A 26,493-nucleotide genomic window follows, 5' to 3' on the forward strand; every position below is an offset into this window, starting at 1 on the left:
GCACTCCCTTTCTAATTCTTATCGGAGGCTTCGGCCTCGGCGGACTGTTCGGCGGTTTTCTCGGAATCTGATTCGGAGGTCGATCCCTGATTGGTGTTGTCGCGAATCGTTTGCGCGTCGATCACCTGGCGGGTCTGCTCCTCGTCGATCTGGTGGCGGTACTTGGATATCGTGTCCTGCGCATCGTCGACACTTGTTTGCGGAATGCCCGCCTTGAGGCGGTTTTGCGTGTCTTCGGGCAGGTCGGATAGCTTGATGCTGGTTTCGCTTTCGAGCCAGTGGAGCTTGAGTCCGAGCGGCTTGCCGGGCAGGCCGCGCCAGACGGCGACATTGCCCTGGTAGGTACCCAGGTAGTACGAGCCGGTGACACCCGTGTAGGCCCAGATGCCAGCTGCCAGCACAAAGACGAGGGCCAGAATGGCGGCGATAGTAATGTTGCGGCGACGCACGCGTTGCGCCTCGCGCATGACGCCATCGTCAACCAGGTCAACGACTACTACGGTCACGTTGTCGTGGCCGCCGGCGGCAAGCGCCGCGTCCACTAGGTTGTCGACGCAGATTTGCGCGGTTGAGGACTGCGTGGCGATGTTCTCGATATCGCTATCGGGAATCATGCTCGAAAGGCCGTCGGAGCACAGGATCAGGCGGTCGCCTTCCTCGATATGCAGAGTGAAGTGGTCGGCATACATGGCGGGGTCCGAGCCCAGTGCGCGGGTGATGACCGAACGGTTGGGGTGGACGCGAGCCTCGTCTGCCGTGATCTCGCCGGCGTCCACGAGCTCCTCCACGTAGGAGTGGTCGCGGGTCACGCGGATGAGCGTGCCCTCGTGGAGCAGATAGGCGCGAGAGTCGCCCACGTGGGCGATGGCGAGCGTGTCGTTTTCGATGTAGGCGCAGGTGGCTGTGCAGCCCATGCCGGGCTTGCCCAGGCCGTTCAGGGCCGCCTCGATTACGGCGGCGTTGGCTGCCTCGACGGCTGCGGCCAGGCGTGCTGCGTCGGCGGACTGTGGGGCCGTCTTGGCAATAGTCTCGACGGCGATGGAAGAGGCTACCTCGCCGGCAGCGTGACCACCCATGCCGTCGCATACGCAAAAGAGCGGCGACTGCACCAGGTAGGAATCCTCATTGTGCGGGCGCACGCAGCCAACGTCGGAGCGGGCGCCCCACATAAGTTGCGTGGTGGTGCCGGCATCATAGGTCGAGTCGGTCTCGATGCGCTCCTCGGTCAGGGGCTCAAAGCTCATGGTCGAGCCGGGGTCTTTGAGCTTGGCCTCAACGGCAGCAACGTCGATCTCGGCGGTGTCACCGGGAGAGACGGTGTCGGTCTCGGCGTTTGATTCGGAATCACCGGTGTCCGGGGAGTCGGGCTCCTCGGAAACGCGGGCGGTCGACTCGTCGTCTTGCGGGCTGACGTCTATAGGCTCGGGCGTCGGCGTAGACGCGGGCGCAACCTCGGATGCCGGGGCTATGGGAAACGCCGGCGCGGCGGGCTCGGGTGCCGCAAACACCGCAGCGCTCTCGTTGATTGCCGCGGCGACGGGCTCTGCAAAGTGAGCCGGCGCCGGGGCTGCTTCGGGTGCTGTGGGCTGTTCCGCAGCATGTGCGCCGATGGGCGCCGCTGCGGCATCCTCTTCGTCCTCGTTATCGGCGAGATCCGAAATATCATGCGTTACATGCGAAAGAGGCAGGGAGAACACGGTGTCCTCGGGTTCCACGGGTGCGGAGCCCGCCGGAGCGGCGTGGGCCGATGCAGCTGCGGCGGCAGCCGGTGCCTCGGTCATGGTTGCGGACTTGTTCTCCTCGTCGATCATCGACGGTTCACCTTCATGACCACGTCGCCAATCTGGACTTCGTCGCCCTCACGCAGCGTCGCGGGCTCCACGAGCTGGCGGCCGTTGACGAGCGTGCCGTTAAGCGAGTTGAGGTCCTCGATGATGAGCGCCGGGCCCTGCAGCGAAAAGCGCGCATGCGAGGCCGAAACGAACGGTTCGTTGATGCAGATGTCCGAAGATGGTGAGCGACCGACGATGACGGGGCCGAGCATGTCTACGTGGATGCCGCGGATACCGCGCGGACCCTTGTCCACATCAATCGTCCAGATAGCCGAGTCGCGGCGCTGCCCGCGCACAAGTCCCACGCCGGTCTTCATGACGGCGAACAGAAAGATATAGAGCAGGGCGACCAGAACGATGCGGCCTGCAAAAAGGACGATATCGATGTTCATAAGCGACTATCCCCTAAATTCAAAGGTACTCAGGCCAAACGTCAGCAGATCGCCGTTGCGCAGCGGGCAGCGCGTAATGCGGCGGTTGTTGACGAGCGTGCCGTTGGTGGAATTGAGATCCTCGATCGACCAATCCGAGCCCGTAAAGGTGAGCTGGGCGTGGCGGCGCGACACGTTGGGGTCGCGCAGGGCAATGTCGGAAACTGAGCGCTCGCGACCGATGGTCACCTGTGCGGAGGTGATGCTATGGCTCTCGCCGCTCACGACGTCGACGAGCTGGGCGAGCGGGCGCTGCGGGGCGCGAGTGCTCGCCATGTTGGAGGCGATGCCGGCTGCGGCGCCTAGGCCCACGGCGGCACCGGTCGCGGCGGCTCCGCCCATGCCGGCAAGCGCGTCGCGCGAGACGGTCTGAGGCACCGGGATGGGTGCGGCGGCGGGGTCGGGGACGCTAGGCGCGAAGGGGTCTGCCACGGCAAGCGGGTCGGGAGCGGCGGCGCGAGGCGTCGGCTGCTGCTGGGGCATGGCGGCGGGGCGCTGCTGCTGCGGGGCAGCAAACTGCTGCTGGCCGGCGCGCGGGGCGCTGGCGGCACGGCTTGCCGCGGAGTTGTTCTGGCCCAGGCCGTTTTGATAGGCGCGCTCTTCTTCGTACAGGCGGCCGAGCGTGGGGGCATCGACGTTCTCGGCAAAGACCGAGAACTTGCCGGCGCGCAGCTGCGGATCGATCATAAAGCGCACGAGGGGCTCGCCGACAAAGACATAGCGGCGCTTTTCGGCCTGCGCCTTCACAAACTCGCGGACCTCGCGCGAAAGCTCGGGGTAGAACGGGGCGAGCATGGGATCGTCGTCGGCGGCGATAAGGATGGTATAGAGTGCCGGCGCCGTGTTGACGCCGTTAATCACCAGAGTCTGATCCTCCATGTCGCGAGCGGCCTGCTTAGCAAGCTTCTTAAAGGAGAACGGGGCACGGGTGGCACCGAAGATGCCGGCCACGTGGTCCTCGAAGATGTTCAGGAAGTTCACGAAAGATCACTCTCCGTATAGGTTCTTTGGTATCCGAGCAAATATAGGCATATCCCAACGATTATAGAGGATAGGATTCCCGCAACCGCCGCCTTGGCGATGACCGCGGCTGCAAGGCTGGCAATTTCCATATGGTGTGCAAGACAGGACGCCGCTGCGCAGCCGATGCCGGTGACAGCGATGGCGGCGATTGCGGCAAGGTTTGAGCCCTGATCGGCACGCTTGGCATGGGCATTGAGCAGCGCAGATGACGCCGCGGCAGTTGCCGCGGCCAGCCCAAAGGCAGCCCAAAGGAGTGGGTCTCCCAGCGCTGCGGCAACGTTACCGAGCCCCAGCACGCCTCCGGCTGAAAGCGCGACCGTGGCCAGACGGGCAAAAAGCGCGCCCATGCCCGTTGCCGCGGCGGCGCTTGCCGGGCCGAGCCAAAATGACGCGACGCCGGCGGTGACCCCAGCTGCCAGGAAGGTATTGCCGGTCAGACAGCCAAGCGCGAGTGCACAGGTGAGCGCGGCGCTCGCGGCAGCCTCGGTGCGACCCCAGGCGATCCACCAACCGGACATGGCGGCGGCAAAGATCACCGCGACGGGCAGCATCGACAGGATGCCCTGCGCCTGCATGGTGGCGTTGGCCATGAGCACCAAAAAGCCCACAGCCGAGATGGCCGAGCCAATCTGGGGGGCCAGGCCAGCCGCCGCGCCGATCGCGATGGCCGCAATGACCAGGCCGGGAAGCGCCGCGACCCCGGCCGTTTGCATCAGCAAAAAGCTAAAGGTGCCGCACGTTAGCGCCGAGATAGTGCGCATGGTGTAGTCGCGCGCATGGCTCCAGCGCGTGCCCGCCCAGCCGAGTGCGGGGTCGACCTCGATGGCGTCGTCCTCGTAGTGCGACGGCTCGATATCGTCGAGCTCCTGCTCGTCATCCGAAAGCTCGCCAACCATTTGTTCCAGGCTGCGACGGCCCTCGCGTACGCTGCCCAGACCGGCAAGGAGCTGGTCGCAAAATGCCTCGATGCTGTTGGGGCGGTCCTGCGGCATGGGGGAGAGCGCGCTCATGAGCGCAGCCTCGGCTCCCGGGGGAAAGTGTGGTATCAGCTCGCTGGGATAGGTGGCGCCGCCGATGATGCGGTCGAGGGAGTCGGCGGGCGTGGCCGCCATAAAGGGTGCGCTGCCGCACAAGCCCTCATAGATAACGCAGGCAAGGGCAAAGACATCAGCGCGTTCGTCGACCGTGCCGGTCTCGATATCGAGCTGCTCGGGCGGCATGTAGCCGATGGTGCCGCCGCGCGAGCCGCCAAAGCCACCGGCGGACGACAGTCGCGCCATGCCAAAGTCGGTGAGCTTTACATTGCCCGAGTGGTCGATGAGCACGTTGGCGGGCTTAATGTCCAGGTGGAGTACGCCATTACTATGGGCGAAGGTGAGCGCCTGGCCCAGGGCATCGGCAATGGCCGCGGCCTCGTCAAAGGTAAGTGAGTGGCCGTCCACGCGGTGCAAAAACTCGGCCAGCGACATGCCATCGACATATTCCATAACCAGGTAGGCATAGGCTGTGTCGTGCGTAAAGTCGATGACCTGCACGATGTTGGGATGTTGAAGCATAGCGGCAGTGTGCGCCTCGCGCAGGACATCCATGATGTCGCTGGCGGGCATGCCGGCACCGTTGATAAGGGGGATGCGCTTAATGGCGACGCGGCGGCGCAGATGCGTGTCGCGGCAGATCTCGATGGAGCCAAAACCGCCGGTCGCAAGTGTCTCGAGCGGCTGGTACCGCTTGAGCAGCTCGCGAGAGCTGGTGCCCTCCAAAGGAACGTCCGGCGAGAACCGGGCGGTATGTTGCGAGAAAAGCGGCATGGCCAACCCTCGTGCGTTTAAAGTTCGTTTGCGAGTGGCGGGCGCTGAGCCGAGCCGTTCGCGGTGGCATAGATGCTGCTAGTTTAGCACGCTCGGGCGCATGGTGAAGGTAGCGGGGCGAGGTGGCCTATCTGGCTTGGCCTTCGTCTCGACCCATCCGGAAAGCGCGTCCCAGTTTTCGTCCAAATTGCGGGATGCGCTTTCCCAACGGGGCAGGCTGCGGAAACTGCATCCCAGAATATTGACTCAGAACGGGATGCGCTTTCCGAATCGGCGCTCAAAAGGAAACCGCATCCCGCTTTGATGCGGGGACTGCGGACAAAAGCTGGACCGTGATCTGGCTCGGATTGGAGTTCGCCTGAAGCGTTGATGCTGGCTGGTGTGGGCGCGGAGATAAATGAGCAGCCCGAGCGATATAATGACACGCTATGGAGGCCATATGCTCTTTTCCCGCCGTTCTGCTACATCTGCCTGTGCCGTTGCGCTTATCGTAATGGCGGTCACCCCTTATCACCGGTTTTCATCTTCAATCGGCCTGGCATCAGGTGCAATGACCTGGCTCGTTATCCTTGGCGCATGCCTCGCGGCGTTTGGTCACGGTGTTGCGCTCCGCAAGGGGAGAGAAATAAGACGGCCGAAGCATCTCGGTGCTATCGGTGTTTTCCTTGGTGTTATTGCTACGGTTCCCGAATGGGCCGACTTGGCCTTCTATGCTCGCGGAGATTCTATTCCATTCGTGTTCGCGCCTATCTGGTTGTTGCGCGGCGTTTCATGCGCCTCGTGCTTCACTGGGTCGTTGCTCCTCTCATATGTAATTTGGGATACGGCGGGCTCTCCTTTGATACGGGGGGCGGCGCGGGACGGCGAAAGGGGGACCCGCCGACCGCAGAGCGCGCTTTTTGCAGAAACAGTAGTTGTCCTGTCTTGCCTGCTGTTTTGCTGTCGAGTTTCATGGAGAGTCGTTCCCGAGCCATGGGGGATGCCCTCTGTAACGGCCGCATCAATTGGCATCGTGCTTTTAATTCCTCTGGTCTATCTCGTATTGGCTGCGGTCCCGCTGCTTTGCTGTCCCCGCGCCTTTGGTCGGGGGCAGGGCAACGTGTTTGCCCGTTCTGTGCTCGTAGCAGTTCCCATTGGCCTTGTTCCGGCTGTCGAGGTGGCATATTTTGCAAGCGGTGCCACGGTCATTGCATCACTGTCGATGGGGTCCGCTATTGCTGTTGCCGCCTTCGTATACACATTGCTAAGGGAGAAACGGGACAACAATTCGGATACCCCTCGCACGTCCGACCCATTCGATGCGGGGGTGTTTTCCCCTGCCCTGTCGCCTCGAGAAGAGCAGTTTGTCCGACTGCTGCTCAAAGGGAAAACGCCGGCGGAAATTGCCAGGGAGACGGGTACGAAGCCATCGACGGTGCGAACAACGCTTCACCGAGCATACGGGAAGGCGTCGGTTGCGGGCTCACGCGAGCTCGTGGCGTTGTTTGCGGGTGAGGGTGATACTGTAGGGCCTGAGCTGCCGCAGCGGCATGCTGACGATATGTCGGCATCAGCTCGAACGCGCCGGCTGTTTCGATACCTGCTCACATTATTTTTCATCCTCCTTGCAGCGGGCCCCTTGGTAATGGCGGATAGTTATTGGGGATCCGGTGTTACGCATGCAATCGCCTTTTCTCTTGCAAGCTATACATTGGGTCTCGGGCTGCTTCTGTCGCTGTGCAGCGCGGGTAGAAAACCGAAGCGCGGGGACGATCTGGATGGAGCGGATGGGGCGATCGGGCTCGGAAGCCCGTGCGTATGGGCGATACTGTCTGCTGTGGAGTGGTCTTTTGTCTATATCGCGGCATGGAGGTGCGTACGCGATCCGTTGATGGCTGTGCCGGTCCTGTTTTGCGGCATGACGTCTATGGCTTCGCTCGCTGTTGGGCTGTGTTCATTTAAGGCGCGTGGCCGTACTCGGGCTATCGTGCCGTTGGCGTTAATAGGTGTATCCGCTTTAATCTATGCAGCCACTAGGGGGCGAATCCATGGACTTGCGGTACTGACGGGGATGCTGCTCACATATATAGTGCTGCGTAGCTGTCCGCAGCGCAAAATGCTCGGGGTATGGATGCTTTGCTTTGGGGCGACGGCTCCTGTTTGGGCTGTCTTGCTCAACATGGCGCAGGACCTGATGGTTTTCGAGCCGTTGTTCCTTACTTCGTTGCTGGGGCAAAGTTCGGCTGTCAATGTCGTCGTGGCAACGGTGATCGTCTGCTGGTCTGCGCCCATGTTCGTCACGCACATCGCGCTCACCCGCTCGGTTGAGAACGAGAAGGCCGTCTTGGAGTACCGCGCGAACGGGCTTACCGAAGCAGCTCGCGTGCGCCAGCTTGCCCTGCTTGCGTCGCGCTCCCTTTCTGATGTTCAGTCGCAAATTTTGCTGATGACGGCAGAGGGCGCAACGACAAAGACCATTGCGGAGGACGTAGGTTATGCTGCATCTACGGTGCAAGCGTTGCGATCCGCATCTTACCGCCAGTTGAAGATCAAGAACAAAGCGGAGCTTATTTCATTGTTATCGCAGGTAGATAACGTGTAAACGCCTGGATTATCAACTCAATAGCGAGTGTTTACAGACATCTTTCTCCATTCATGCAAAGGTTGCCGTGCGTCGACGCATTGTTAACCGCTTTTGATTGGAGAAGGCCATGATTAAGCCAAGGAGCGCTATTGCTCGAATCGGAGTCGGCTTGGCGATTGTTGCGGGCTTGTCGATGGGTGCACCTGCCGCATCATTTGCTCAAGAGGAGTTCGACACTTCCCAGGTTTCGAGCATTTCGCAAAGCGCAGATGCTGGAATTGCCACATGTAAGAACAACAAGGATACAGATTTCGCTTTTCAATGTTCTGGCACGAGCGCAACTGGCTATCGCTCGAAGCACGACTCATCTTCAGTTTACATTTGGATTATGGGCTATTCGGGAAAGCCGTTACGTTTGTACGTGGACGGTGCCTATGACAATAGAGGAACGGGCAACATGAATTGCACGCAGGGCGTGTATCGCTCCAACCATGAGCATGAATGGGAGATATACAACCTCGTCCGTGAGAACAAACGCAGTCATGCTCGTCTGACCGCATGGGCCGAGTCCGGATACGGCACGGTCTATGGAAAGTGGAGCCCCGATTGCTGGGGCCATTTTAACAAACTTCCCTCCTAGCCAATCCTCAGCTTCTTGTTGTGATTAGGGCCGGGCCGAGCGTTGCCGCTCGGCCCGGCCGAAGGGAGGATGATGACAGTTGAATAGAAATCTAATACGGCACGAGCTGTCCAAGATATTTGGCAATCCTATATTTGCGTTGGCTCTTATTTTGGCGACTGCCATTTCGATGGCAGCTGCCATCGAGGCGTGGTGGGCACTCGAGGCCGAGCGCAAGCAGCTGTTATCTTTTGGCTACGGCATTGGTCTGCAGTCTCAGACATACCTCGGCCAAACGCGTGAAAGTAGCTTTGGTAACTGGATCGTTGTGAGCGCGAACGCGCCGTTGCTAGCGTCGGTGTTTTTCTATGCGCTGCCGTTGCTTGCCATGTTGGCCGGGTCGTGGTCATGCCTGTCCGAGCGTTTGAGCGGTTACGAGGCGCAGGTCTGCACGCGTGTTTCTAGAAATGCATATGTGAACGTGAAGATGCTGTCTGCTTTCCTCTCTGCGTTTGCGGTCACGGCTATTCCGCTACTCGTGAACTTTCTGATTGTCTCCATGCTGTTTCCCGCGTATCTCCCCCGGGTCGACGAATCGACTTACGTCGGACTCTATCTGCATAGCTATTTTTCTGGTCTGTTTTATTCCCGGCCTCTGTTATACGTGCTGGTTTATACGCTTTTCGATGCGGTGGCGCTGGGGGTTCTATCCATGGCCGTGACCGGTCTGTCGGTTGTGTTTCGCAGCAGAATCAAGGCGATGGTCGTTCCATATCTGATTATGGTTGCATGGCACTTTGTTAACGATTGGATTTTTAGCGTCCTTTCATGCGTCGGCTTTAACTGCAACATTCTTAACAGCATCAGGTCGGAATCACTAAATAACTGGCCCGACATTCGAGCAGGGTTTGCAGAAATCATTTTGCTGTTCGTCTTTTCTTTGATTTCCGCGAGATTCTTAAAAAGACGCGAGGTGGTCTGATGCTGTTTAGGCTGGTCGCCGCGGACCTGAGGACCGTTTTGAAGAAGAACATCCTTACTTTTATTGCAATTGCGGCAGTGACCGTTGCGAACTTGGTGTACGCCTACGGATTGTCTTCTGTGTATGGGGTCAGGACGGATACTTTGGGGTTTGCGGATAATCTTGCGCTCGTGTTTGCCGGATCTGCTCCGTTTGAGCCTAGGCCCGGGGTCATGTTTGTGCCTCCGTTAGGGTGGCTATTCCTCATTCTGCTTATTCTCTATACAACACTCGATTATCCGACCGAATCGTTGCACGGGCTTGGTTTGCAAGCACTTGTTCGATGCCGGGCAAGAACCCTTTGGTGGGCCTCGCGTTTTATCTTGGTGGCGGCGGTAACGGCATTTTCGCTGCTCGTGGTGGTTTGCTCTGTTGTGATTTGGAGCTTGGTGGTGAGCTCCTCGTTCAGCGCGGTCATTCATGGCGAGTCGCTTCAGCTGGCTAATTTGGCGCCGTGGTTTCTCAAAGCTGGCGAGGCGGATGCGCTGCCGTTTTTCACAGGTCTCTTTTTTGCTTTCGAGGCGCTTGCGTTTGCGCAGGCAGTGATTGGCTTTGTACTTGGGCCGTCGGTCTCGTTTGTGGTTTTAATGAGCTACCTGATCTGCTCGGCATATGCACGACATTGGGCACTGCTGGGCAACGCCCTAATGCTGTTGCGCTGGGGCGGAATTGTCAAAGAGGGAATCGCGGCGGGCTCGAGCGTCTTGTCATCAATTGGGCTTATGTCGTTATGTCTATCGCTGGGTGGACTGTGGTTTCGAAGGGCCGACCTTATAGAAAAGGGGGACAAGATATGAGCGTGATCGTTAGGGACGTATCGAAGCGCATGGGCAAAAACGATGTTCTGCGCAACGTGTCCATCGAGGTTGACCCTGGGACTGTGGTTGGGCTTCAGGGGATAAACGGTTCGGGTAAGACCATGCTTATGCGAGCGGTCTGCGGATTGATCAAGCCTACCGAAGGCGAAATCTCTATCGATGGCCAAAGGCTTGGGGTGGACATCTCGTTCCCGCCGAGTCTGGGGATGTTGATCGAGGCGCCTTCCTTTTTGGGATATCTGTCTGGCTACGATAATTTGGAGCTCATCGCTCAGATCAAGGGCGTTGCCACCCCCGAGGACATTCGCTCTGCCCTGCGGCTCGTGGGGCTCGATGCAGACGAAAAAAAGAAGTTCCGAGCATACTCGCTTGGGATGAAGCAACGTCTGGGGATAGCTGCGGCAATTATGGAAAAGCCGAAGCTACTTGTTCTCGATGAGCCAACAAATGCCCTCGACGAAGCGGGCGTGGAAATACTCAAGCGCGTTGTGGCGATGGCGGCATCAACGGGTCGCGAGGTTATTCTGTCCAGCCATGACGGAGAGGTGCTCGAGGAGCTGGCCGATCGGGTTTACTGCATGCGCGACGGTGCCGTTGTGAAAGTTCGGGAAAGGTCGTGAGCGCGATGAAGAAGACCCTGTGGACAAGAAGGGCGGTGCTTGCTCTTTTCGGCTGTGCTGCTACCGGCCTTGCGGGCATGAGGGTGAGCGTCGTTAACGGGAACCGGACGGTCATTCCTGAGAAATATTATGCGGAGGGCGAATGGCTTTCGATGGATGGGGCGTTTCTGGGGTCGAAGGATGTGGCGACTGACGGGTATTCGTTTTGCATAGACGGGGCAGAGCTGCTCACGCCGCGCGAGTATCTCAAGCGTGCGCATGATGATTATTCAAAATATGGCATCGTGGATACGAAAACGAAATTGAAGGACGCCGACATCACGTGTGTTATCGCCGTAAAGATGCGTGTCAGGAATAAGGACAATGTCGAAGGCGGAATCAAAACGTATGTTTGGCATTTGGTGCCGGAGTCTGCGCCAAACTATGACTTTGTGGTCAATACCGATCTGATAACGCAGGCAATGCCGGCTCTGGGCGGCTCTGCTGCGTTTGCTGTACAGGTTGGGGCGGAGAACGAGTTGCTCGTCCCATTCATGATGCAAAACACCAACGACTATTTCGAAGGTTACGAGACCGTCCGTTTTGAGAAGGCTTTTCCTGGGACTTATACGATGAAGATGACCGATCTGCCAGAGAGAAGGCTCTTTAGGTTTGAAGTTAAATAGTTCGAAGGCCCTGCGAAGGGAATCTAATCCTGCACTAAAGTGGGACAAGATTCCCTTCGCAGTGGCGCTCGGCCCTAGCGCTTCTTCTTGCTCTTCTTCTGCTTGTGCTTGTTGTCCTGGGGCTTGTCGGCCTTGTCGCCCTGCTTGGCTTCGGCGGCAGCCTTCTCGGCCTTCATTTTCTTCTTCTTGGTCTCGATGCGGAGTTTTTTGTTGATGCGCGCCTTGAGGAAGGAGCCAAACTGCTCGGCATCGCCACGCACAAAGGTGTCCTTAGGGATCGTCACGCCCTGGTCGGCGAACATGGCCACAAAGATGCGCTCGCCGTCGAGCACGTGGTCGAGCTTCTCAAACGGGAAAAACTGCGACTTGCCGCTCTTGCCCCAAACCATCAGGCCGTCCTCGTTGGCGGCGACGCGGCGATAGCGGCCACCCATGGACTCGTCGGCCTCGACGGCGTCGATAAAGTCGCGGGCGAGGGTGTGGTGCAGGTTTTTGCTCCACCAGGCCAAAAAGGCGCCGAACACGATCAACACGACGCCAAACTTGATCCAGTTGCCGCCGGCCACCAGCATGCCGATGCCGATGAGCGCGGCAATTGCCGCGGCGACATACAGCGAGCCGCGACGCCTGGGCGAGGCGACCAGACGGGCGAAGTCGGTGACCAGGTCGTTTTCGTACTGGTACTCGTTGAGGTACAGGATGCCGTCGTCGGCTGCGGCCTGCTTCTCGAGCGCGACCTCGACCTGGTCGGCTGCTTCGGAGGGAACGAGGTTGCTCTCTGCGTCTGCCATGCTCTTTGGACTCCTATCGCGGCGGGCTCGCCGTACGGGTTATTATGAATGCAGTATGCCGTGCGACCGCTTGGCCGTCGCGGCAACAAGACTCAGTATACCCGGGGGAGCACCCATGGAATCGTTGTACCGAAAGTATCGCCCGCTCACCTTCGACTCTGTGGTGGGCCAGCAGCATATCGTCTCGACGCTCGAGCACGCCATCACCGAGGGGCGCCTGTCCCACGCCTACCTGTTCTGCGGACCGCGCGGCACGGGCAAGACCACCATGGCGCGCATCCTTGCCAAGGCGCTGCTGTGCCGCAATGCCGAGGCGGCGCGCGCCGAGGGTGCAAGCGGCTGCATGCCCGACGGCACTTGCGAGGAGTGCGAGCTCATCGCCGAGGGCAACCACCCGGATGTCTACGAGCTCGATGCCGCAAGCCGCACGGGCGTGGACAATGTGCGCGAGGAGATCATCAACTCCGTCAACTTTGCCCCGGTGCGCGGCAAGTACAAGATCTATATCATCGACGAGGTCCACATGCTCACGACGGCGGCGTTCAACGCGCTGCTCAAGACGCTTGAAGAGCCGCCGGCACACGTGATCTTTGTGCTGTGCACCACCGACCCGCAAAAGATTCTGGAGACCATCCTCTCACGCTGCCAGCGTTTCGATTTCCATCGCATCGGCAACGAGGATATCGAGCATCGCCTGGCATACGTGTGCGAGCAGGAGGGCTTCGATTACGACGACGAGGCGCTCGCCATCGTGGCGCGCCATGCAAAGGGCGGCATGCGCGACGCGTTGTCCACGCTGGAGCAGCTGAGCGTCTTTGGCAACGGTTCTGTGCATGCGGACGACGCCCGCTCGCTTTTAGGCGAGGTTTCGGACCAGATTCTGGGCGAGTTTTCCCGCGCCATTGCCGATCGCGATGTTGCCGAGCTGTATGGGCTTATTCGCGCGCAGGTCGAGGAAGGTAACGATCTGCTGGAGCTGACGCGCGACCTGGTGGCGCACGTGCGCGACGTGTATGTTGCCTGCGTTACCGGTGCCCGTGCCGAGTTGTTTGAGGGCGGCTCCGAGCAGGCCGAGGCGCTTGCTGCCGAGGCCGCTGCCTTTGGCGAGCATCCTGCCGACCGCCTGGCTCGTGTGCTGACAGTGCTCGACGATGCCGCACTGGAGATGAGGGGCGCGAGCGACGTGCGCCTGGTGCTCGAGATCGCCTGCACGCGCCTGGCACGTCCCGAGGCCGATTTAACGATTGAGGCATTGGCCGAGCGCGTGGCACGCCTGGAGGCCATGGTTGCCAACGGCGCCGTGCCGGCGAGCGTGGCTGCTGCTCAGGCCGCCGCGCCTGCAGCATCCGTACCCGCTGCTGCCCAGCAGCCGACGCTCATTTCGGGCGCCCGCGCTGCCGCCCCGGCGGCATCCGCTGCCCCCGCTGCTACGTCCGCGCGCCAGGGCGGTATGCCTTGGGACCGTGGTGCTGCTGTTCCGGCTGCCCAGCCTTCGCCCCGTTCTGCGTCCGTGTCAGCTTCCAAGCCTGCAGCGCCTGCACCTCAGCCTGCGCCGGCTCCGACGCCTCAGCCCGTTGCGGCCCCCGCGCCTGCCATCGCTCCGGCACCTAAGCCCCAGTCCAACAATGCCGCCCAGGTTGCCGCCGCCGGTGCTGCCGAGACGCCCGCGGTCGAGGATGCCGGAGAGCTGCAGCGCAAATGGGCCGAGGTTGTCGAGCGTGTCAAGGCACGTCAGGCTTCCTACGCAGGGCTTTTGCTCAACGCCCGCGCCACGGCCGACGACGGCTCCAAGCTCACGGTCTCGTTCCCCGCAGGTTCGACTTTTGCCATTAAGATGCTCGGTCGCGCCGATACGCAGTCGGTGGTCCTGCCGACGGTCTGCGCGGTCTTCGGTCGTCGTACCGTCGACTATGTCCTGGATGGGGGTGGCACGCCGGCTCCTCAACATGAGGAGCATTCTCCATCTGCACGGGCTGCGGCATCTGCGGACCCGCAACCCGTGTCCTCGGCGGCCCCTGTATCCTCGAGCGCCAGCGCGCCGCAGCAGCAAGCGGCGCCGGTAGCGGCATCGACCCCGTCGGCGCCTAAGCCCGCGGCGCCCAAACCGGCTGCTCCGACACTCGCGCCCAGGTCATCTGACCTGGGCAAAGCCCCCTGGCTACGCTCCGACAACCCCGCCGGCGCTCCTGCCACGGGTAAGCTCCCGACTGAGCCCGCGCCCCGTGCGCCCGAGCGCTCTGCCGCTCCCAAATGTCAGCCTGCTGCGTCGTCTGCGCCGTGGGAATCCGAGCAGGTTCCCTACGACGATGCCATGGTCGGCGGTTTTGCTGCCGATGCTGGTGGGGACGATCTACCTCCGTTCGACGTGCCGGGTGCGGCGTCCGCGCCCGAGTCCGCTGCAACTGCCCCCAAAGAGGAGGACGCTCCTGCAGCTCCCTGGGAGTCCAACCCCGGTGCGGGCAGCCCCTTCGGCCATCAGGGTGCAGCCCCGAGCATCCCGCAGACCGAGGACGAGGCCAAAGCCCTCATCCGCAGCGTCTTCGGTCAGTCCACCATCTTCAAGCCGGTGGAGTAGCTGTACGGGCGGGTATACTGCTCAAGAAGAGAACCCCTTGCCCGGGCGCATTTGTATTTCGGACATGTGTAGTGTGGTGCCGCGTATATCGCATTCGAGCAGACAGGTGCGTGACGGTCGGCCTAGGATGCTGAGGTCGATACGATACGTCGCATGGCTGTCCGTGTACTCGACTTGCTCGGCGTTGACGGTTGCTCCGATTGTCAATAAAGAGCCTAGTTCGGCATCGACAATCTTGGAGTCCTTTATCTTGACCTTGAACTCTTGGTAGAGGGACGGGCTGTTGTAGTAAACGGTTCGGGTTCCGTCGGTGCACTCATCGGTCGCTTCCCATTTGACGGTGGGCTGGTCCGAGTTGGCTATCAGCAGTTCTGCTCCAAAGGCTATAGCATGGGTGATGATAACCAGCAATGCCCAGCCGACAAAGAGATAGAGAACCACATATGCGACGGGGTGTTTTGAGCGGATATTTTGGAGCGCGTCGGGGGCATTCATGGGGGCACCTCCAAATTGCTGTCTGTGACAATCAAATTATACCCTGCCATCATGAGCGCCGCCTCGAGCAGCGGTTCGGCATTTTGTTATCTAGCTGGATGCAGAAAATGCCGGATTCCGGCTCTACAAGATTTAGCTTTCAATATTATGCAGATGCGAATTATTCAACTTTGCATAATCTTTGGGTGCGGCTTGCACTCCAGGACATGTATATCGACTGAGGTAACACGTCCGCCCCGCTCTCTCGCCGCGCGCCGTGGTACGATTTTTGAGTTTGAAAGTCCCGCCGTGCTCCGGCTGCCCTTGCAGCTCGGCGTGCGGCCACACGTAAAGGAGCCATCATGGCCGGTATGAACATGCAGCAGATGATGAAGCAGGCTCGCAAGATGCAGGAGCAGCTTGCCGCCGCGCAGGAGAACCTCAAGTCCCAGACCGTCGACGCCTCTGCCGGCGGCGGCATGGTCAAGGTGACCGTTAACGGCGAGATGGAGCTCGTCAACCTCGCTATTGACCCCGATGCCCTCGATCCCGAGGACGTCGATATGCTGCAGGACATGATCATGGCTGCCGTCAACGAGGCCGTCCGCGGCGTCAACGAGCTTGCTAACAAGCAGATGGGCGCCATCACCGGCGGCCTCAACATCCCGGGCATGCCGTTCTAAGACACGCATATATATGAGTGCGAATCACAGTCTGCAAAAACTGCTCGATGAGCTGGGCCGTCTGCCGGGCATTGGTCCCAAGTCGGCCCAGCGCATCGCCTATTACCTGCTCGAGGCCGATGCCGAGGAGGCCCGCCGCCTGGCCGAGGCCATCCTGGAGGTCAAGCAGGAGGTCCACTTTTGCAGCCGTTGCTTTAACTACGCCACGGCCGACGAGTGCTCCATCTGCCAGGACCCGATGCGCGATACCACTCGCATTTGCGTTGTGGGCGAGCCGCGCGACGTCCAGGCGATCGAGCGCACGGGCAGCTACCATGGTCTGTACCATGTGCTGGGCGGCGTGATCAGCCCCATGGACAAGATTGGTCCCGAGCAGTTGCACATCCGTGAGCTGCTGGCGCGTCTGGGTCACGAGGATATCCATGAGGTCATCATCGCCACCAACCCCAACATCGAGGGCGAGACCACGGCGAGCTACCTGGCCCGTACCATCAAGCCGTTGGGCGTCGAGGTGTCGCGTCTGGCAAGCGGCCTTCCCGTGGGCGGCGACTTGGAGTATGCCGACGAGCTTACGCTTGGCCGCGCCATCGAGGCCCGTCGCGCGATTTAGGTGGCGAGCCTGCTCCTGCCGTATGTTTTCCTCGCGACGCACGGGGTAGTCATAATTTCCCCGTGCGACTGTGAGTTTGTTGTGCAATAAAGATGCTTCGTATCCGCTTATCGCATGGATGCTTCCGCTCGCATCCTTAATTTGCCCATTCGTTGCGCAACCTTTTGGGTTCGCTGATACACTCAAATATGGATTTGAATGAATGCGCCGCTTCTGAGCGGCGTGTTTTTCTTGGAGGAGAACGCATGCGGCCCGGTGGCACTCAGACAAAGCGCGGCGCCGCGGTGCGCATGCGACGCCGACTGGGCTTGGCGCCGCGGGCGTACGCACTGCTATTGTGCTCGCTGGTGCTGGTCATAGCTGGCGTTTCTGCCTATGGCATGACCGTGCCGTCCATGATGCAGGCGCATGCCGCACGCGAACCGCGTGTGGGGCATGAGGTCAAAAGTGATCTGGGTACCACGACTGGATATGCTTGGGCAAGTGTGGTCGCGCATATTGTGTTTGGCACCGACGGTGCGGACGGCGCCGAGGCCCCGGACAACGAAGTCACGCTTGCCAATGGCAAAACCATCGTGCTCACCAACACCAAGATCATCGATCGGTTGTCCAACAATAGCGTGGCGGCAACGGTGAATAAGGTCGAGCAGCAAAAGGAGCAGGACGCCCAGCAGTCCGGAAAGCCCGGTAGCTCGGATACTTCTGGCTCCGGCTCGGATTCATCGAGTTCGGGCGGCGGCTCTGGGTCGGGTTCCTCTACCGGAGGGTCTGGAAACGGCGGCTCGACGGGCGGCAACACTGACAACGATGCAAACTCCGGTGGCCTTTCCGCTGCTGAAGAAGAGGGCATTCACAGTTGGCTTCTGACCAAGTACAACATGCTCGACGGCTATGTTTCTCGTGCCAATGACGTGGTCTCGACCTATAACTCTACGGGAGATCCCAGACCGTGCGACAGCCTGGTCGGGGAGATGTTTGTCATTCGAGCCGAGTTCGGTCGTCAGACATTCTCGCCCCGGTCAAAGTGGTATCAGCAGTATGCCAATCTGTGGGGCTGTTACACCAACCTATGTCAATGGGTCGGCCATTACGGCGATGATGACGTCGCGCTCGGTAACTTCAACAATAACGTGGCGGCGCTTGCCCTATGATGACCGATCTTGCATCCACCACACCACAATCGCTCGGTCGCGATCCCATGGTCGGCCTGCGCCTTGCGCGTGTCGACGGGTTTGAGCCGGCCATTGCGCTCGGTCAGGACGAACTGCCTGCCTATCTGCGTCGTTTTACGATGCTGTTTGCCGACGATGCCACCATGCGCCGTGGCGGTATCGGCCGCGTGACGCGTGCCGTCAACGCCCAAGGCGAGGCCGTGGCACTCAAGCAGCTCATCTTGCCGGCGCGCGATGAGTTCGACGACGATGCCGCTCACGAGGCGCTGGTCGCCAAGTTCAAGGCAGCGTTTCGCGAGGAATACGAATGCCATCGCGCCCTTTCGGGCCTCAAGGGCTTTCCCCGCCTCTATGGCTGGGGCGAGGTCGACGGTGTGCCTGCAATTGTCATGGAATGGGTCGAGGGCGAGACGCTTGCCCGCTTGCGTTCGCGACTTGCCGTGGACGATGCCGGACGCCTGTCGCCGCTTGTGGCGGCGCGTCTGGGTCGCGACCTGTTCGATCTGCTCTGCCGTATGAGCCTGGTGGGCGAGGGCTTTGTCCATCGCGATATCTCGCCCGCTAATATTATGGTGCGCACGGCGCGTCTACCGCTTGACCGGCAGCTTGCCGAGGGCACCTTTGACCTGTGCCTGATCGACTTTGGCTCATCGCTGGCGCTTGAGCCTGCGTCGGCCGTGGCCGGTACCGGCGGCAAGGCGTCGTTTACGGAGCGCTATGCCACGCTGCGTCGCGCGACGGTTGCCTATGCCCCGCCCGAGATGCTCACCGACGATATTCCCGACCTGCGTGCTTTGCGTATGTCGCCGGCGATTGACGTCTATGCCGCGGCAAGCACGGTTTACGAGCTCATTGCCGGCGTCGCGCCATACGAAGCCGCGCCGAGCACTTCGGGCACCTCGGGTTCGCGCAAAAAGACGCGTGACATCGCCAGCCCCTACCGTCTCAAGATGGACACGCGGCCCGACTATCCCATTGGCGCCCATGCGCCCGGTTGCGATTTGACTCAGCTGCTTCGTCGTGAGCCCGATGTGGCGCTCGCCGCGGCCGAGCAGGCCCAGCAGCTGGGGCTTGAGCCGGATTCCGAGGAGCTACGCGATGCGCTGGCGTTTGTCGATGCCCAGCTGTTCGACGTGGTGATGGCCTGTCTGTCCAGCCATCAAAAAGATCGTCCCGAGCCGGCGGCGGTCGAGGCGGCGCTCTCGGCGTTTTGTGACCACTATGCGCAAAATGTCGGTCGTTCGCTCCGCGGCGAGCCGCTCACGCCGTGCCCCATGGATGCGTCTGGCCGCGCGGTTCGTCGCGCGGCGATGATCGGTGCGGCGGTCGTTTGCAGCGTGGTTTGGGCTGTGGTCGTGGTTTCGGCCGCGCTGCTGGCGTCGGGCGCCCGCGTGACGGCGACTTTGGGATCGCTCGTGTGGTCTGGGTCGCTACCGGGTATTATTGCCGCACTGGCGTTGGCGCTGCCAGGCATAGCCGGCGTTGCCGCGGGGGCACTTGCGCGCGATCGGCGCTCGGGCTTCCTGCAGGGTGTGCTTGCGCTTTCTGCCTGCGAGGTTCCGGTGCTGGTTGTGGCTGCATGTAGCGTATTTTCCCAACGCGCCGTGATGGGCGGCCTTGTTGCCGCTCTGGTTGCAACCTATACGCTTACGTGGTTTTTGCTTGCGATGAGCTTTGCCTTTGAACTTCCCGTTTCGGCACCGCGACGCACAAAAGCCCAGATGGCGACTCCGCTTGCCGGTGGAGCCGCAGCTGCCCGTACTTTTGGCGGACCTGTCGAAGTATCGTCCGATTCTATTTCTACGACCAAGGAGGCCTAGGTCATGGCATCTCAAGTTGAGCTCACCCCATGCGGGGCCATGTTTGACATCATTAAGCGCGCGGCGCATCTGAGCCATATCGAGCTGTGCGGCTTGGTGCTTTCGTCCCGTCCGCTCGCCGACGGCCGCAGCCCGCAGAGCCGAGCCGCCGATCGCTCTTGGGTTTCCCGCTTTATCGTTCGCGCGCCGGTCGGCACGCTTCAGCAGCGCTACTTTGCCGAATACGGTACCTCGGCTGCGCGTATTATGTCGCAACTGGCCCTGCGCCAGCGCAATCCCATGGACTCCACGGCTGTGATCAATATGGTGTGCGGTCCTGCAGGTGAACCGATGGTACGCGCGCTCGAAGAGTGCCATCAGGACACGAATCTCTATCGCAACGCGCTCGATCGCCTGTCCCAGGCGGCGGAACTCATGCCCGCCGAGCGCGCCGAGGCCGTGCTGGTGCTGTTTGTCGCCGTCGGTTGTTCGGCGGATGTGCGGTCCTCGGTGAACTATGCCATCGACTACGCGCACGCGACCTGTGGCGGAGGCACCTCCACGCCGCGTTCGCTTGGCATGTCGATGACTACGGGCGAACGCGAACCCGCCCCGGCGCACCCCTTGGGCTTGCTGCGCGTGCAAAACAGTTTTGTCGTGAGCGCCCCGCGCTGGATTCAGCCGAGTGAGCAGGGTGTTGAGATTGGCGCGCTGGCCACTGGTGAGGGCGATATTACCGACGTCGGCGACGATGTCTCGGCCCGCCATGCCCATATCTGGTGCGATGCTCAAAATATCTGGCACGTCGAGGACTTGTCGTCCACCAACGGAACCGTGGTGGTAAACGGGGCCACGCGCGTCTGCATTCAGGTCGAGCCCGGCCGTTCCGCCCAACTCAATCCCGGCGACGAGCTCAAGCTCGGCGAATCCACTACCTACGCCATTCTCTTCGGTGCCCTCTAGCCGGCAGTTAGGGACGTTCCTTTTCTGCCGGCACTTGGGGACACTCCTTGGCGCGCCAGAGCCAGTCGCCCAGGGATGGAGGGGCCATTTTGGCCCTTGGCAGTCACCCGAGGTAAACCTTTACCGCCCGCCTATATTTGTCGAAATTACACTTGACGGCGGGGTACAATAAACCCGCATGCGGATTTCCGTTGCGGGCGCTTCCCATCGCCGGGGCGTGCCCGGGAGCATCCGGCATGCGGCCTTTGCGGCGCTCGGTCATGTGCAAGACGGGCGGTCGGGTCTGTGGGGCGCATCAGCTGGCCCTCGCCTCGGCATGTCTTCTCTCCACGCCACGTACCTGCTGCTGAGCCTGCCTGCCAGATGATTGGAAGCAACAGCGTAAATCCCATCACGCCAACATCCCGGCGATCGCCGGGGCCTGTATACCTATATGAGAGGAGAGGGGTATATGGCGCGTAAGTTTAAGTCTATGGACGGCAACGAGGCGGCCGCATATGTTTCGTATGCGTACACCGAGGTAGCGGGAATCTATCCCATTACGCCGTCCAGCCCGATGGCCGACCATGTCGACCAGTGGGCGGCCCAGGGTCGCAAGAATATCTTCGGCACCCCGGTCAAGGTCGTCGAGATGGAGTCCGAGGCAGGTGCAGCCGGTACCGTTCACGGTTCGCTGGGCGCCGGTGCTCTGACCACCACCTACACGGCTTCTCAGGGTCTGCTCCTGATGATCCCGAACATGTACAAGATCGCGGGCGAGCAGCTCCCGGGCGTCTTCCACGTCTCCGCGCGTTGCGTCGCTTCCCACGCCCTGAACATTTTTGGCGATCACTCTGACGTCATGGCCTGTCGTCAGACCGGCTTCGCCATGCTCGCCGAGGGTAACGTCCAGGAGGTCATGGACCTCTCGCCGGTGGCTCACCTTGCCGCCATCGAGGGTAAGACCCCGTTCCTTAACTTCTTCGACGGCTTCCGCACCAGCCACGAGATCCAGAAGGTCGCCATGTGGGACTACAAGGATCTGGCCGAGATGTGCGACATGGACGCCGTCCAGGCTTTCCGCGACCACGCGCTCAACCCTGAGCACCCGCACACCCGCGGCAGCCACGAGAACGGCGACATCTTCTTCCAGAACCGCGAGGCCTGCAACAAGGTCTACGACGAGCTTCCCGCCGTCGTCGAGGGCTACATGAAGAAGATCAACGAGAAGCTCGGCACCGATTACGGCCTGTTCAACTACTACGGCGCTCCCGATGCCGACCGCGTCGTCGTGTGCATGGGCTCCTTCTGCGACGTGCTCGAGGAAGTCATCGACTACCTCAACGCTCACGGCGAGAAGGTCGGCCTGGTCAAGGTTCGTCTGTTCCGTCCGTTCTCCATCAAGCACTTCGTCGACGTTCTCCCCGAGACCGTCCAGAAGATCGCCGTCATGGACCGTACCAAGGAGCCGGGTTCCATCGGCGAGCCGCTCTACCAGGACGTCGTCTCCGCTCTCTACGAGGCCGGCAAGACGGGCATCAAGGTCGTCGGCGGCCGTTATGGCCTGGGCAGCAAGGACACGCCTCCCGCGTCCGCGTTCGCTGTCTTCGAGGAGCTCAAGAAGGACGAGCCCAAGCGCGAGTTCACCATCGGCATTGTCGATGACGTGACCAACCTGAGCCTGCCCGAGGCCGAGGATGCGCCCAACACCGCAGCTCCCGGCACCATCGAGTGCAAGTTCTGGGGTCTGGGTGGCGACGGTACCGTCGGCGCCAACAAGAACTCGATCAAGATCATCGGCGACCACACCGACAAGTACGTCCAGGCCTACTTCCAGTACGACTCCAAGAAGACCGGCGGCGTCACCGTCTCGCACCTGCGCTTTGGTGATTCTCCGATCCGTTCGCCGTACTACGTGACCAAGGCCGACTTTGTCGCCTGCCATAACCCCAGCTACATCGTTAAGGGCTTCAAGATGGTCCGCGACGTCAAGCCGGGCGGCACCTTCCTGGTCAACTGCCAGTGGAGCGACGAGGAGTTCGCCGAGCACATGCCCGCCGTGGCCAAGCGCTACATCGCGAACAACAACGTCAACGTCTACCTGATCGACGCTATCGACCTGGCGGCCAAGGTCGGCATGGGCAAGCGCACCAACACGGTGCTCCAGTCCGCCTTCTTCGCGCTGGCCAAGGTCCTGCCCGCCGAGGACGCCCTGCAGTACATGAAGGACGCGGCTACCAAGTCCTACATGAAGAAGGGTCAGGCTATCGTCGACGCCAACCACAAGGCCATCGATGCCGGCGCTACCGCCTTCCGTAAGTTCGAGGTTCCGGCCGACTGGGCAACTGCCGAGGATGCCGCCCCCGTCGAGCTCTCCGAGGAGACCAAGTCCGCTATCGCCCAGCAGGTCAAGAACCTGCTCGAGCCCATCGATCGCATGGATGGCGACAGCCTGCCTGTTTCCGCCTTCGTCGGTTGCGCCGACGGCCAGTTTGAGCTGGGCGCCTCCGCATACGAGAAGCGCGGCGTCGCCGTGGTCGTTCCCCACTGGGACGAGACCAAGTGCATCCAGTGCAACCAGTGCGCCTATGTGTGCCCGCATGCCACCATCCGTCCGTTCGCGATGACCGAGGACGAGGCTGCCGCCGCGCCCGAGGCTACCCGCACGCTTGACGCCATGGGCCCCAAGGCCAAGGGCATGAAGTTCACTATGGCTGTGTCCCCGCTCGACTGCATGGGTTGCACCAACTGCGTCAAGGTCTGCCCCAAGGGCGCCCTCGAGATGGTTCCCACCGAGCAGGAGATGGACCAGCAGCCCGTTTGGGACTACATGGTCGAGAACGTCTCCGAGAAGAAGGAGCTCATCGCGGCCAACGTCAAGGGCAGCCAGTTTAAGCAGCCCTACCTGGAGTTCTCCGGCTCCTGCGCCGGCTGCGCCGAGACCGCCTATGCACGTCTGGTGACCCAGGTCGCCGGCGACCGCATGTTCATCTCCAACGCCACCGGCTGCTCCTCCATTTGGGGCAACCCCGCTGCCACCGCTCCTTACTGCAAGGACAAGGACGGTCACGGCCCGGCGTGGAACAACTCCCTGTTCGAGGACAATGCCGAGCACGGTCTGGGCATGGCCGTCGGTTACGAGGCCGTCCAGAAGAAGCTGATCGCCGCTACCCAGGACATCATCGCTGCCGATGGTCCGTCCGATGAGCTCAAGGCCGCCGGCCAGGCTTGGATCGACTCCGTCAACGACGCCGAGGCCTCCAAGACCGCTGCTGCTGCCTACGTTGCCGAGCTCGAGAAGTGCGGCTGCGACGCTTCCAAGGCGATCCTCGCCGACAAGGCTTACCTCACCAAGAAGTCCTTCTGGATCTTCGGCGGCGACGGTTGGGCCTACGACATCGGCTTCGGTGGCCTGGACCACGTCCTGGCTTCCGGCCACAACGTCAACGTCTTCGTCTTCGACACCGAGGTCTACTCCAACACCGGCGGCCAGGCCTCCAAGGCCTCGAACCTGGGCCAGGTCGCTCAGTTCGCCGCTGCCGGTAAGGTGACCAAGAAGAAGTCCCTGGCCGAGATCGCCATGAGCTACGGCTACGTCTACGTGGCGCAGGTCGCCATGGGCGCCAACCCGGCTCAGACCCTCAAGGCCATCCACGAGGCCGAGGCCTACGACGGCCCGTCCCTCATCATCGGCTACAGCCCCTGCGAGATGCACTCCATCAAGAAGGGTGGCATGCAGAACTGCCAGGCCGAGATGAAGAAGGCTGTCGAGTGCGGTTACTGGAACCTCTTCCGCTTCAACCCCGAGGCTGCTGCCGGCAAGAAGTTCTCGCTCGATTCCAAGGAGCCCGCGGGCGGTTATCAGGAGTTCCTGATGAACGAGGCCCGTTACGCTTCGCTGACGCGTTCCTTCCCCGAGCGCGCCGAGGAGCTCTTCAAGGAGAACGAGCAGGCCGCCATGGACCGCTATCAGCATCTGCTGAAGCTCAAGACGGTGTACAACGAGGCCTAGGTCTCCCACCGCAGGATCTGAGGGCTAACCTTCGCGGACGTCCTCGGACATGAAAGAACCCCCGCTGCGCATTACGTGCGGCGGGGGTTCTTTCGTCCTGCGGAGTGTCCGCGAAGGTTAGCCCTCAGATCCTGCTACGGCTACGTCCTCGGATTGTGTGGGCGGATGACGGATGTGGTTGGTCGGGTATTCCGTCCCCTTCGCTGTTTCGTGGCTTTGCCGCGAAACCTCGCGCCACTTTGGGGATGGATGGGGGACTTGGCTGTTGCCGCCTTTTCGGAGCCCTTCTTTATTCCTTATGCTGGATGAAAAGCCCCTTGTTTTTGCAGGGGTGCATACTCGACTTATAAGTGCATAGAATCTCGTATAGCGCGAGTAAGATATTGCGCTGTCCGTTTTGTGTTTAGCAGAGATGTAGTTTGCATAATCCGACATAATCCTCGCTTCATTTAAATAAAGTCGCACGTAAATTACGTAGATATGTCTGAGCTGGAGTTCTGTACGCTGAGCGGACAAAAACGACCGTTCACCGTTCCGCTATTTTCAAAATGAATAAAATGAGCGATAAAGAGAATATAAACCTTAATAAACTCGCGTATCGCACGGACGCGGGTTATTAATGGGTTGTAGGCCTTTTACAGAAAGGATTCCAGCAATGTCTAAGCCTCTTGGCAAGCCCGATCGTATTGTCGTCGCCCTTGGCGGCAACGCCCTCGGCAACAACCCCGTCGAGCAGATCGAGGCCGTGAGCAACACCGCCCATGCCCTCCTCGGCCTCATCGAGCAGGGCAACGAGATCATCATCACCCACGGCAACGGCCCGCAGGTCGGCATGATCCAGAACGCCTTCGCCGCTGCCCACGATGCCATCGGTACCCCCGAGATGCCGCTGCCCGAGTGCGGCGCCATGTCCCAGGGCTACATTGGTTATCACCTGCAGCAGGGCATCGGCCGCGAGATGCACAAGCGCTATAAGCGTTGGCACGCCGCCACCGTCGTCACCCAGATCGAGTGCGACCCGGATGATCCCGCGTTCAAGAACCCGACCAAGCCGATCGGCCCCTTCTACACCGAGGAGCAGGCCAAGGAGTTCATGGCCGAGGATCCCTCCAAGGTCTTCGTCGAGGATTCCGGCCGCGGCTGGCGTCGCGTCGTCGCTTCCCCCGATCCCAAGAAGATCGTCGAGGCTGACTCCATCCTCAACCTGCTCGACAACGAGTTCATCGTCATCGCCTGCGGTGGCGGCGGCATTCCCGTCGTCCGCGACTACGAGAACAAGGGCTGCTACAAGGGCGTTCCCGCCGTCATCGACAAGGACCTGGGCGGCGAGCTGCTGGCCGAGGACTGCGACGCCGACGTTCTGTTCCTGCTGACCGCCGTTGAGCATGTCGCCATCAACTTTGGCAAGCCCAACCAGGAGGAGCTCGAGGACCTCACCGCCGACGAGGCCGAGCGCCTGGCCGACGAGGGCCAGTTCGGCAAGGGTTCCATGGAGCCCAAGGTCCGCGCTGCCATCAAGTTCGCCCGTTCCCGCAAGGGCCGTACCTGCATCATCGGCGCTCTGGACAAGGCCGCCGAGACCATGGCTGGTCTCTCCGGTACCCGCATCCACGAGTAGTCTCTACTCTGTTGCCTCTCTCGTGGGCGCTAGGCAAAGCGCCCACGAACTAGCCTCTCTTCATGAGCCCCGCAGTCCGCTCCGACTGCGGGGCTTTTGCTATTCACCTAGTCATTGGGGACGTTCTTAAATGACTAGTCAAACAAGAGCGTCCCCAATGACCACTCATTTAAGTCTGTCCCCAATGACTAGTAGTAGGCCCACATGGCTTCGACTTCGTTGAGGACCTCTACGACGCCCCAGCGGCGGGCGCTGCGGCTGGCCGAGTTGGGGTCGTAGACGCCAATCTGGTTCAAGACTTTAGTCCGCTGGCCGCGCAGCGGCCAGCTTTAAACCACCCGCTACGCGGGTGGAGACAAACGGCTTTACAAAGCCACCCCTCCGACCGATATTGACGATTGTTCAGGCCGTCAAGAA

Annotated in this window: 20 protein-coding genes; 14 read left to right on the plus strand and 6 right to left on the minus strand. The window is 60.9% G+C overall.

The window, feature by feature from the left end; genetic code table 11:
- Positions 1-11 precede the first annotated feature (11 nt).
- Genes AAAX77_RS06285 through AAAX77_RS06300 form a run of 4 tightly spaced genes read right to left on the minus strand, consistent with a single transcriptional unit; the run spans position 12 to position 5,094 of the window.
- Complete coding sequence (locus AAAX77_RS06285; protein WP_349105333.1) at positions 12-1,811, minus strand: Stp1/IreP family PP2C-type Ser/Thr phosphatase; 1,800 nt, start codon at positions 1,809-1,811, stop codon at positions 12-14.
- The gene (locus AAAX77_RS06290; protein ID WP_006235180.1) at positions 1,808-2,224 is read right to left on the minus strand and encodes an FHA domain-containing protein; all 417 of its coding nucleotides are present in this window, start codon (positions 2,222-2,224) and stop codon (positions 1,808-1,810) included. Before AAAX77_RS06290 ends, AAAX77_RS06285 begins: the two co-directional genes overlap by 4 nt.
- Before the next feature lie 6 nt (positions 2,225-2,230).
- The gene (locus tag AAAX77_RS06295; protein WP_035136732.1) at positions 2,231-3,244 is read right to left on the minus strand and encodes an FhaA domain-containing protein; all 1,014 of its coding nucleotides are present in this window, start codon (positions 3,242-3,244) and stop codon (positions 2,231-2,233) included.
- Complete coding sequence (locus AAAX77_RS06300) at positions 3,241-5,094, minus strand: serine/threonine-protein kinase (RefSeq protein WP_349105334.1); 1,854 nt, start codon at positions 5,092-5,094, stop codon at positions 3,241-3,243. Before AAAX77_RS06300 ends, AAAX77_RS06295 begins: the two co-directional genes overlap by 4 nt.
- A gap of 439 nt (positions 5,095-5,533) precedes the next feature.
- On the opposite strand from AAAX77_RS06300, the gene AAAX77_RS06305 reads away from it, so the two are divergent.
- The 6 genes from AAAX77_RS06305 (at position 5,534) to AAAX77_RS06330 (ending at position 11,400) form a co-directional block, all read left to right on the plus strand.
- On the plus strand, positions 5,534-7,675 hold the full coding sequence (locus AAAX77_RS06305; RefSeq protein WP_349105336.1) for a LuxR C-terminal-related transcriptional regulator: 2,142 nt from the start codon (positions 5,534-5,536) through the stop codon (positions 7,673-7,675).
- A 109-nt stretch (positions 7,676-7,784) separates the two neighbouring features.
- The gene (locus tag AAAX77_RS06310) at positions 7,785-8,297 is read left to right on the plus strand and encodes a hypothetical protein (RefSeq protein WP_349105338.1); all 513 of its coding nucleotides are present in this window, start codon (positions 7,785-7,787) and stop codon (positions 8,295-8,297) included.
- A gap of 169 nt (positions 8,298-8,466) precedes the next feature.
- A complete protein-coding gene (locus AAAX77_RS06315) occupies positions 8,467-9,258 on the plus strand; it encodes a hypothetical protein (RefSeq protein WP_349105339.1) in 792 nt (263 codons plus the stop codon).
- A 38-nt stretch (positions 9,259-9,296) separates the two neighbouring features.
- A complete protein-coding gene (locus tag AAAX77_RS06320) occupies positions 9,297-10,094 on the plus strand; it encodes a hypothetical protein (protein WP_349105341.1) in 798 nt (265 codons plus the stop codon).
- Entirely contained in the window at positions 10,091-10,735 is a 645-nt protein-coding gene (locus AAAX77_RS06325) for an ATP-binding cassette domain-containing protein (RefSeq protein ID WP_349105342.1), read from the plus strand. The genes AAAX77_RS06320 and AAAX77_RS06325 overlap by 4 nt, the downstream gene beginning before the upstream one ends.
- 5 nt (positions 10,736-10,740) lie before the next feature.
- On the plus strand, positions 10,741-11,400 hold the full coding sequence (locus AAAX77_RS06330; protein WP_349105344.1) for a DUF5028 domain-containing protein: 660 nt from the start codon (positions 10,741-10,743) through the stop codon (positions 11,398-11,400).
- A gap of 74 nt (positions 11,401-11,474) precedes the next feature.
- Here the strand turns inward: AAAX77_RS06330 and AAAX77_RS06335 are convergent, their stop codons facing one another.
- On the minus strand, positions 11,475-12,191 hold the full coding sequence (locus AAAX77_RS06335) for a hypothetical protein (protein WP_349105347.1): 717 nt from the start codon (positions 12,189-12,191) through the stop codon (positions 11,475-11,477).
- A gap of 115 nt (positions 12,192-12,306) precedes the next feature.
- Here AAAX77_RS06335 and dnaX point away from each other — a divergent pair, with 115 nt between their 5' ends.
- The gene (gene dnaX / locus AAAX77_RS06340; RefSeq protein ID WP_349105349.1) at positions 12,307-14,766 is read left to right on the plus strand and encodes a DNA polymerase III subunit gamma/tau; all 2,460 of its coding nucleotides are present in this window, start codon (positions 12,307-12,309) and stop codon (positions 14,764-14,766) included.
- A gap of 21 nt (positions 14,767-14,787) precedes the next feature.
- On the opposite strand, the gene AAAX77_RS06345 is transcribed toward dnaX, so the two are convergent.
- Entirely contained in the window at positions 14,788-15,261 is a 474-nt protein-coding gene (locus AAAX77_RS06345; protein WP_349105350.1) for a hypothetical protein, read from the minus strand.
- Between the two features lie 341 nt (positions 15,262-15,602).
- On the opposite strand from AAAX77_RS06345, the gene AAAX77_RS06350 reads away from it, so the two are divergent.
- From AAAX77_RS06350 to arcC, 7 genes are all read left to right on the plus strand, one after another.
- The gene (locus AAAX77_RS06350) at positions 15,603-15,923 is read left to right on the plus strand and encodes a YbaB/EbfC family nucleoid-associated protein (protein WP_349105352.1); all 321 of its coding nucleotides are present in this window, start codon (positions 15,603-15,605) and stop codon (positions 15,921-15,923) included.
- A 13-nt stretch (positions 15,924-15,936) separates the two neighbouring features.
- Positions 15,937-16,533: a recombination mediator RecR gene (gene recR / locus AAAX77_RS06355; RefSeq protein ID WP_006235173.1), complete on the plus strand. Its 597-nt coding sequence runs from the start codon at positions 15,937-15,939 to the stop codon at positions 16,531-16,533.
- A gap of 245 nt (positions 16,534-16,778) precedes the next feature.
- Positions 16,779-17,684, plus strand: a complete 906-nt coding sequence (locus tag AAAX77_RS06360; protein ID WP_349105354.1) for a hypothetical protein — start codon at positions 16,779-16,781, stop codon at positions 17,682-17,684.
- Positions 17,681-19,525, plus strand: a complete 1,845-nt coding sequence (locus AAAX77_RS06365) for a hypothetical protein (RefSeq protein WP_349105356.1) — start codon at positions 17,681-17,683, stop codon at positions 19,523-19,525. Before AAAX77_RS06360 ends, AAAX77_RS06365 begins: the two co-directional genes overlap by 4 nt.
- Positions 19,526-19,528: 3 nt before the next feature.
- A complete protein-coding gene (locus AAAX77_RS06370) occupies positions 19,529-20,467 on the plus strand; it encodes an FHA domain-containing protein (protein WP_349105357.1) in 939 nt (312 codons plus the stop codon).
- A gap of 451 nt (positions 20,468-20,918) precedes the next feature.
- Positions 20,919-24,458 carry a pyruvate:ferredoxin (flavodoxin) oxidoreductase gene (gene nifJ, locus AAAX77_RS06375; protein WP_347478456.1) on the plus strand — a complete coding sequence of 1,180 codons (3,540 nt, stop codon included), beginning with the start codon at positions 20,919-20,921 and terminating at the stop codon, positions 24,456-24,458.
- A gap of 655 nt (positions 24,459-25,113) precedes the next feature.
- A complete protein-coding gene (arcC, locus tag AAAX77_RS06380; RefSeq protein ID WP_006235166.1) occupies positions 25,114-26,076 on the plus strand; it encodes a carbamate kinase in 963 nt (320 codons plus the stop codon).
- Positions 26,077-26,493 lie beyond the last annotated feature (417 nt).

This window comes from Collinsella sp. CLA-ER-H6 (assembly GCF_040092305.1).
Classification (GTDB): Bacteria; Actinomycetota; Coriobacteriia; order Coriobacteriales; family Coriobacteriaceae; genus Collinsella.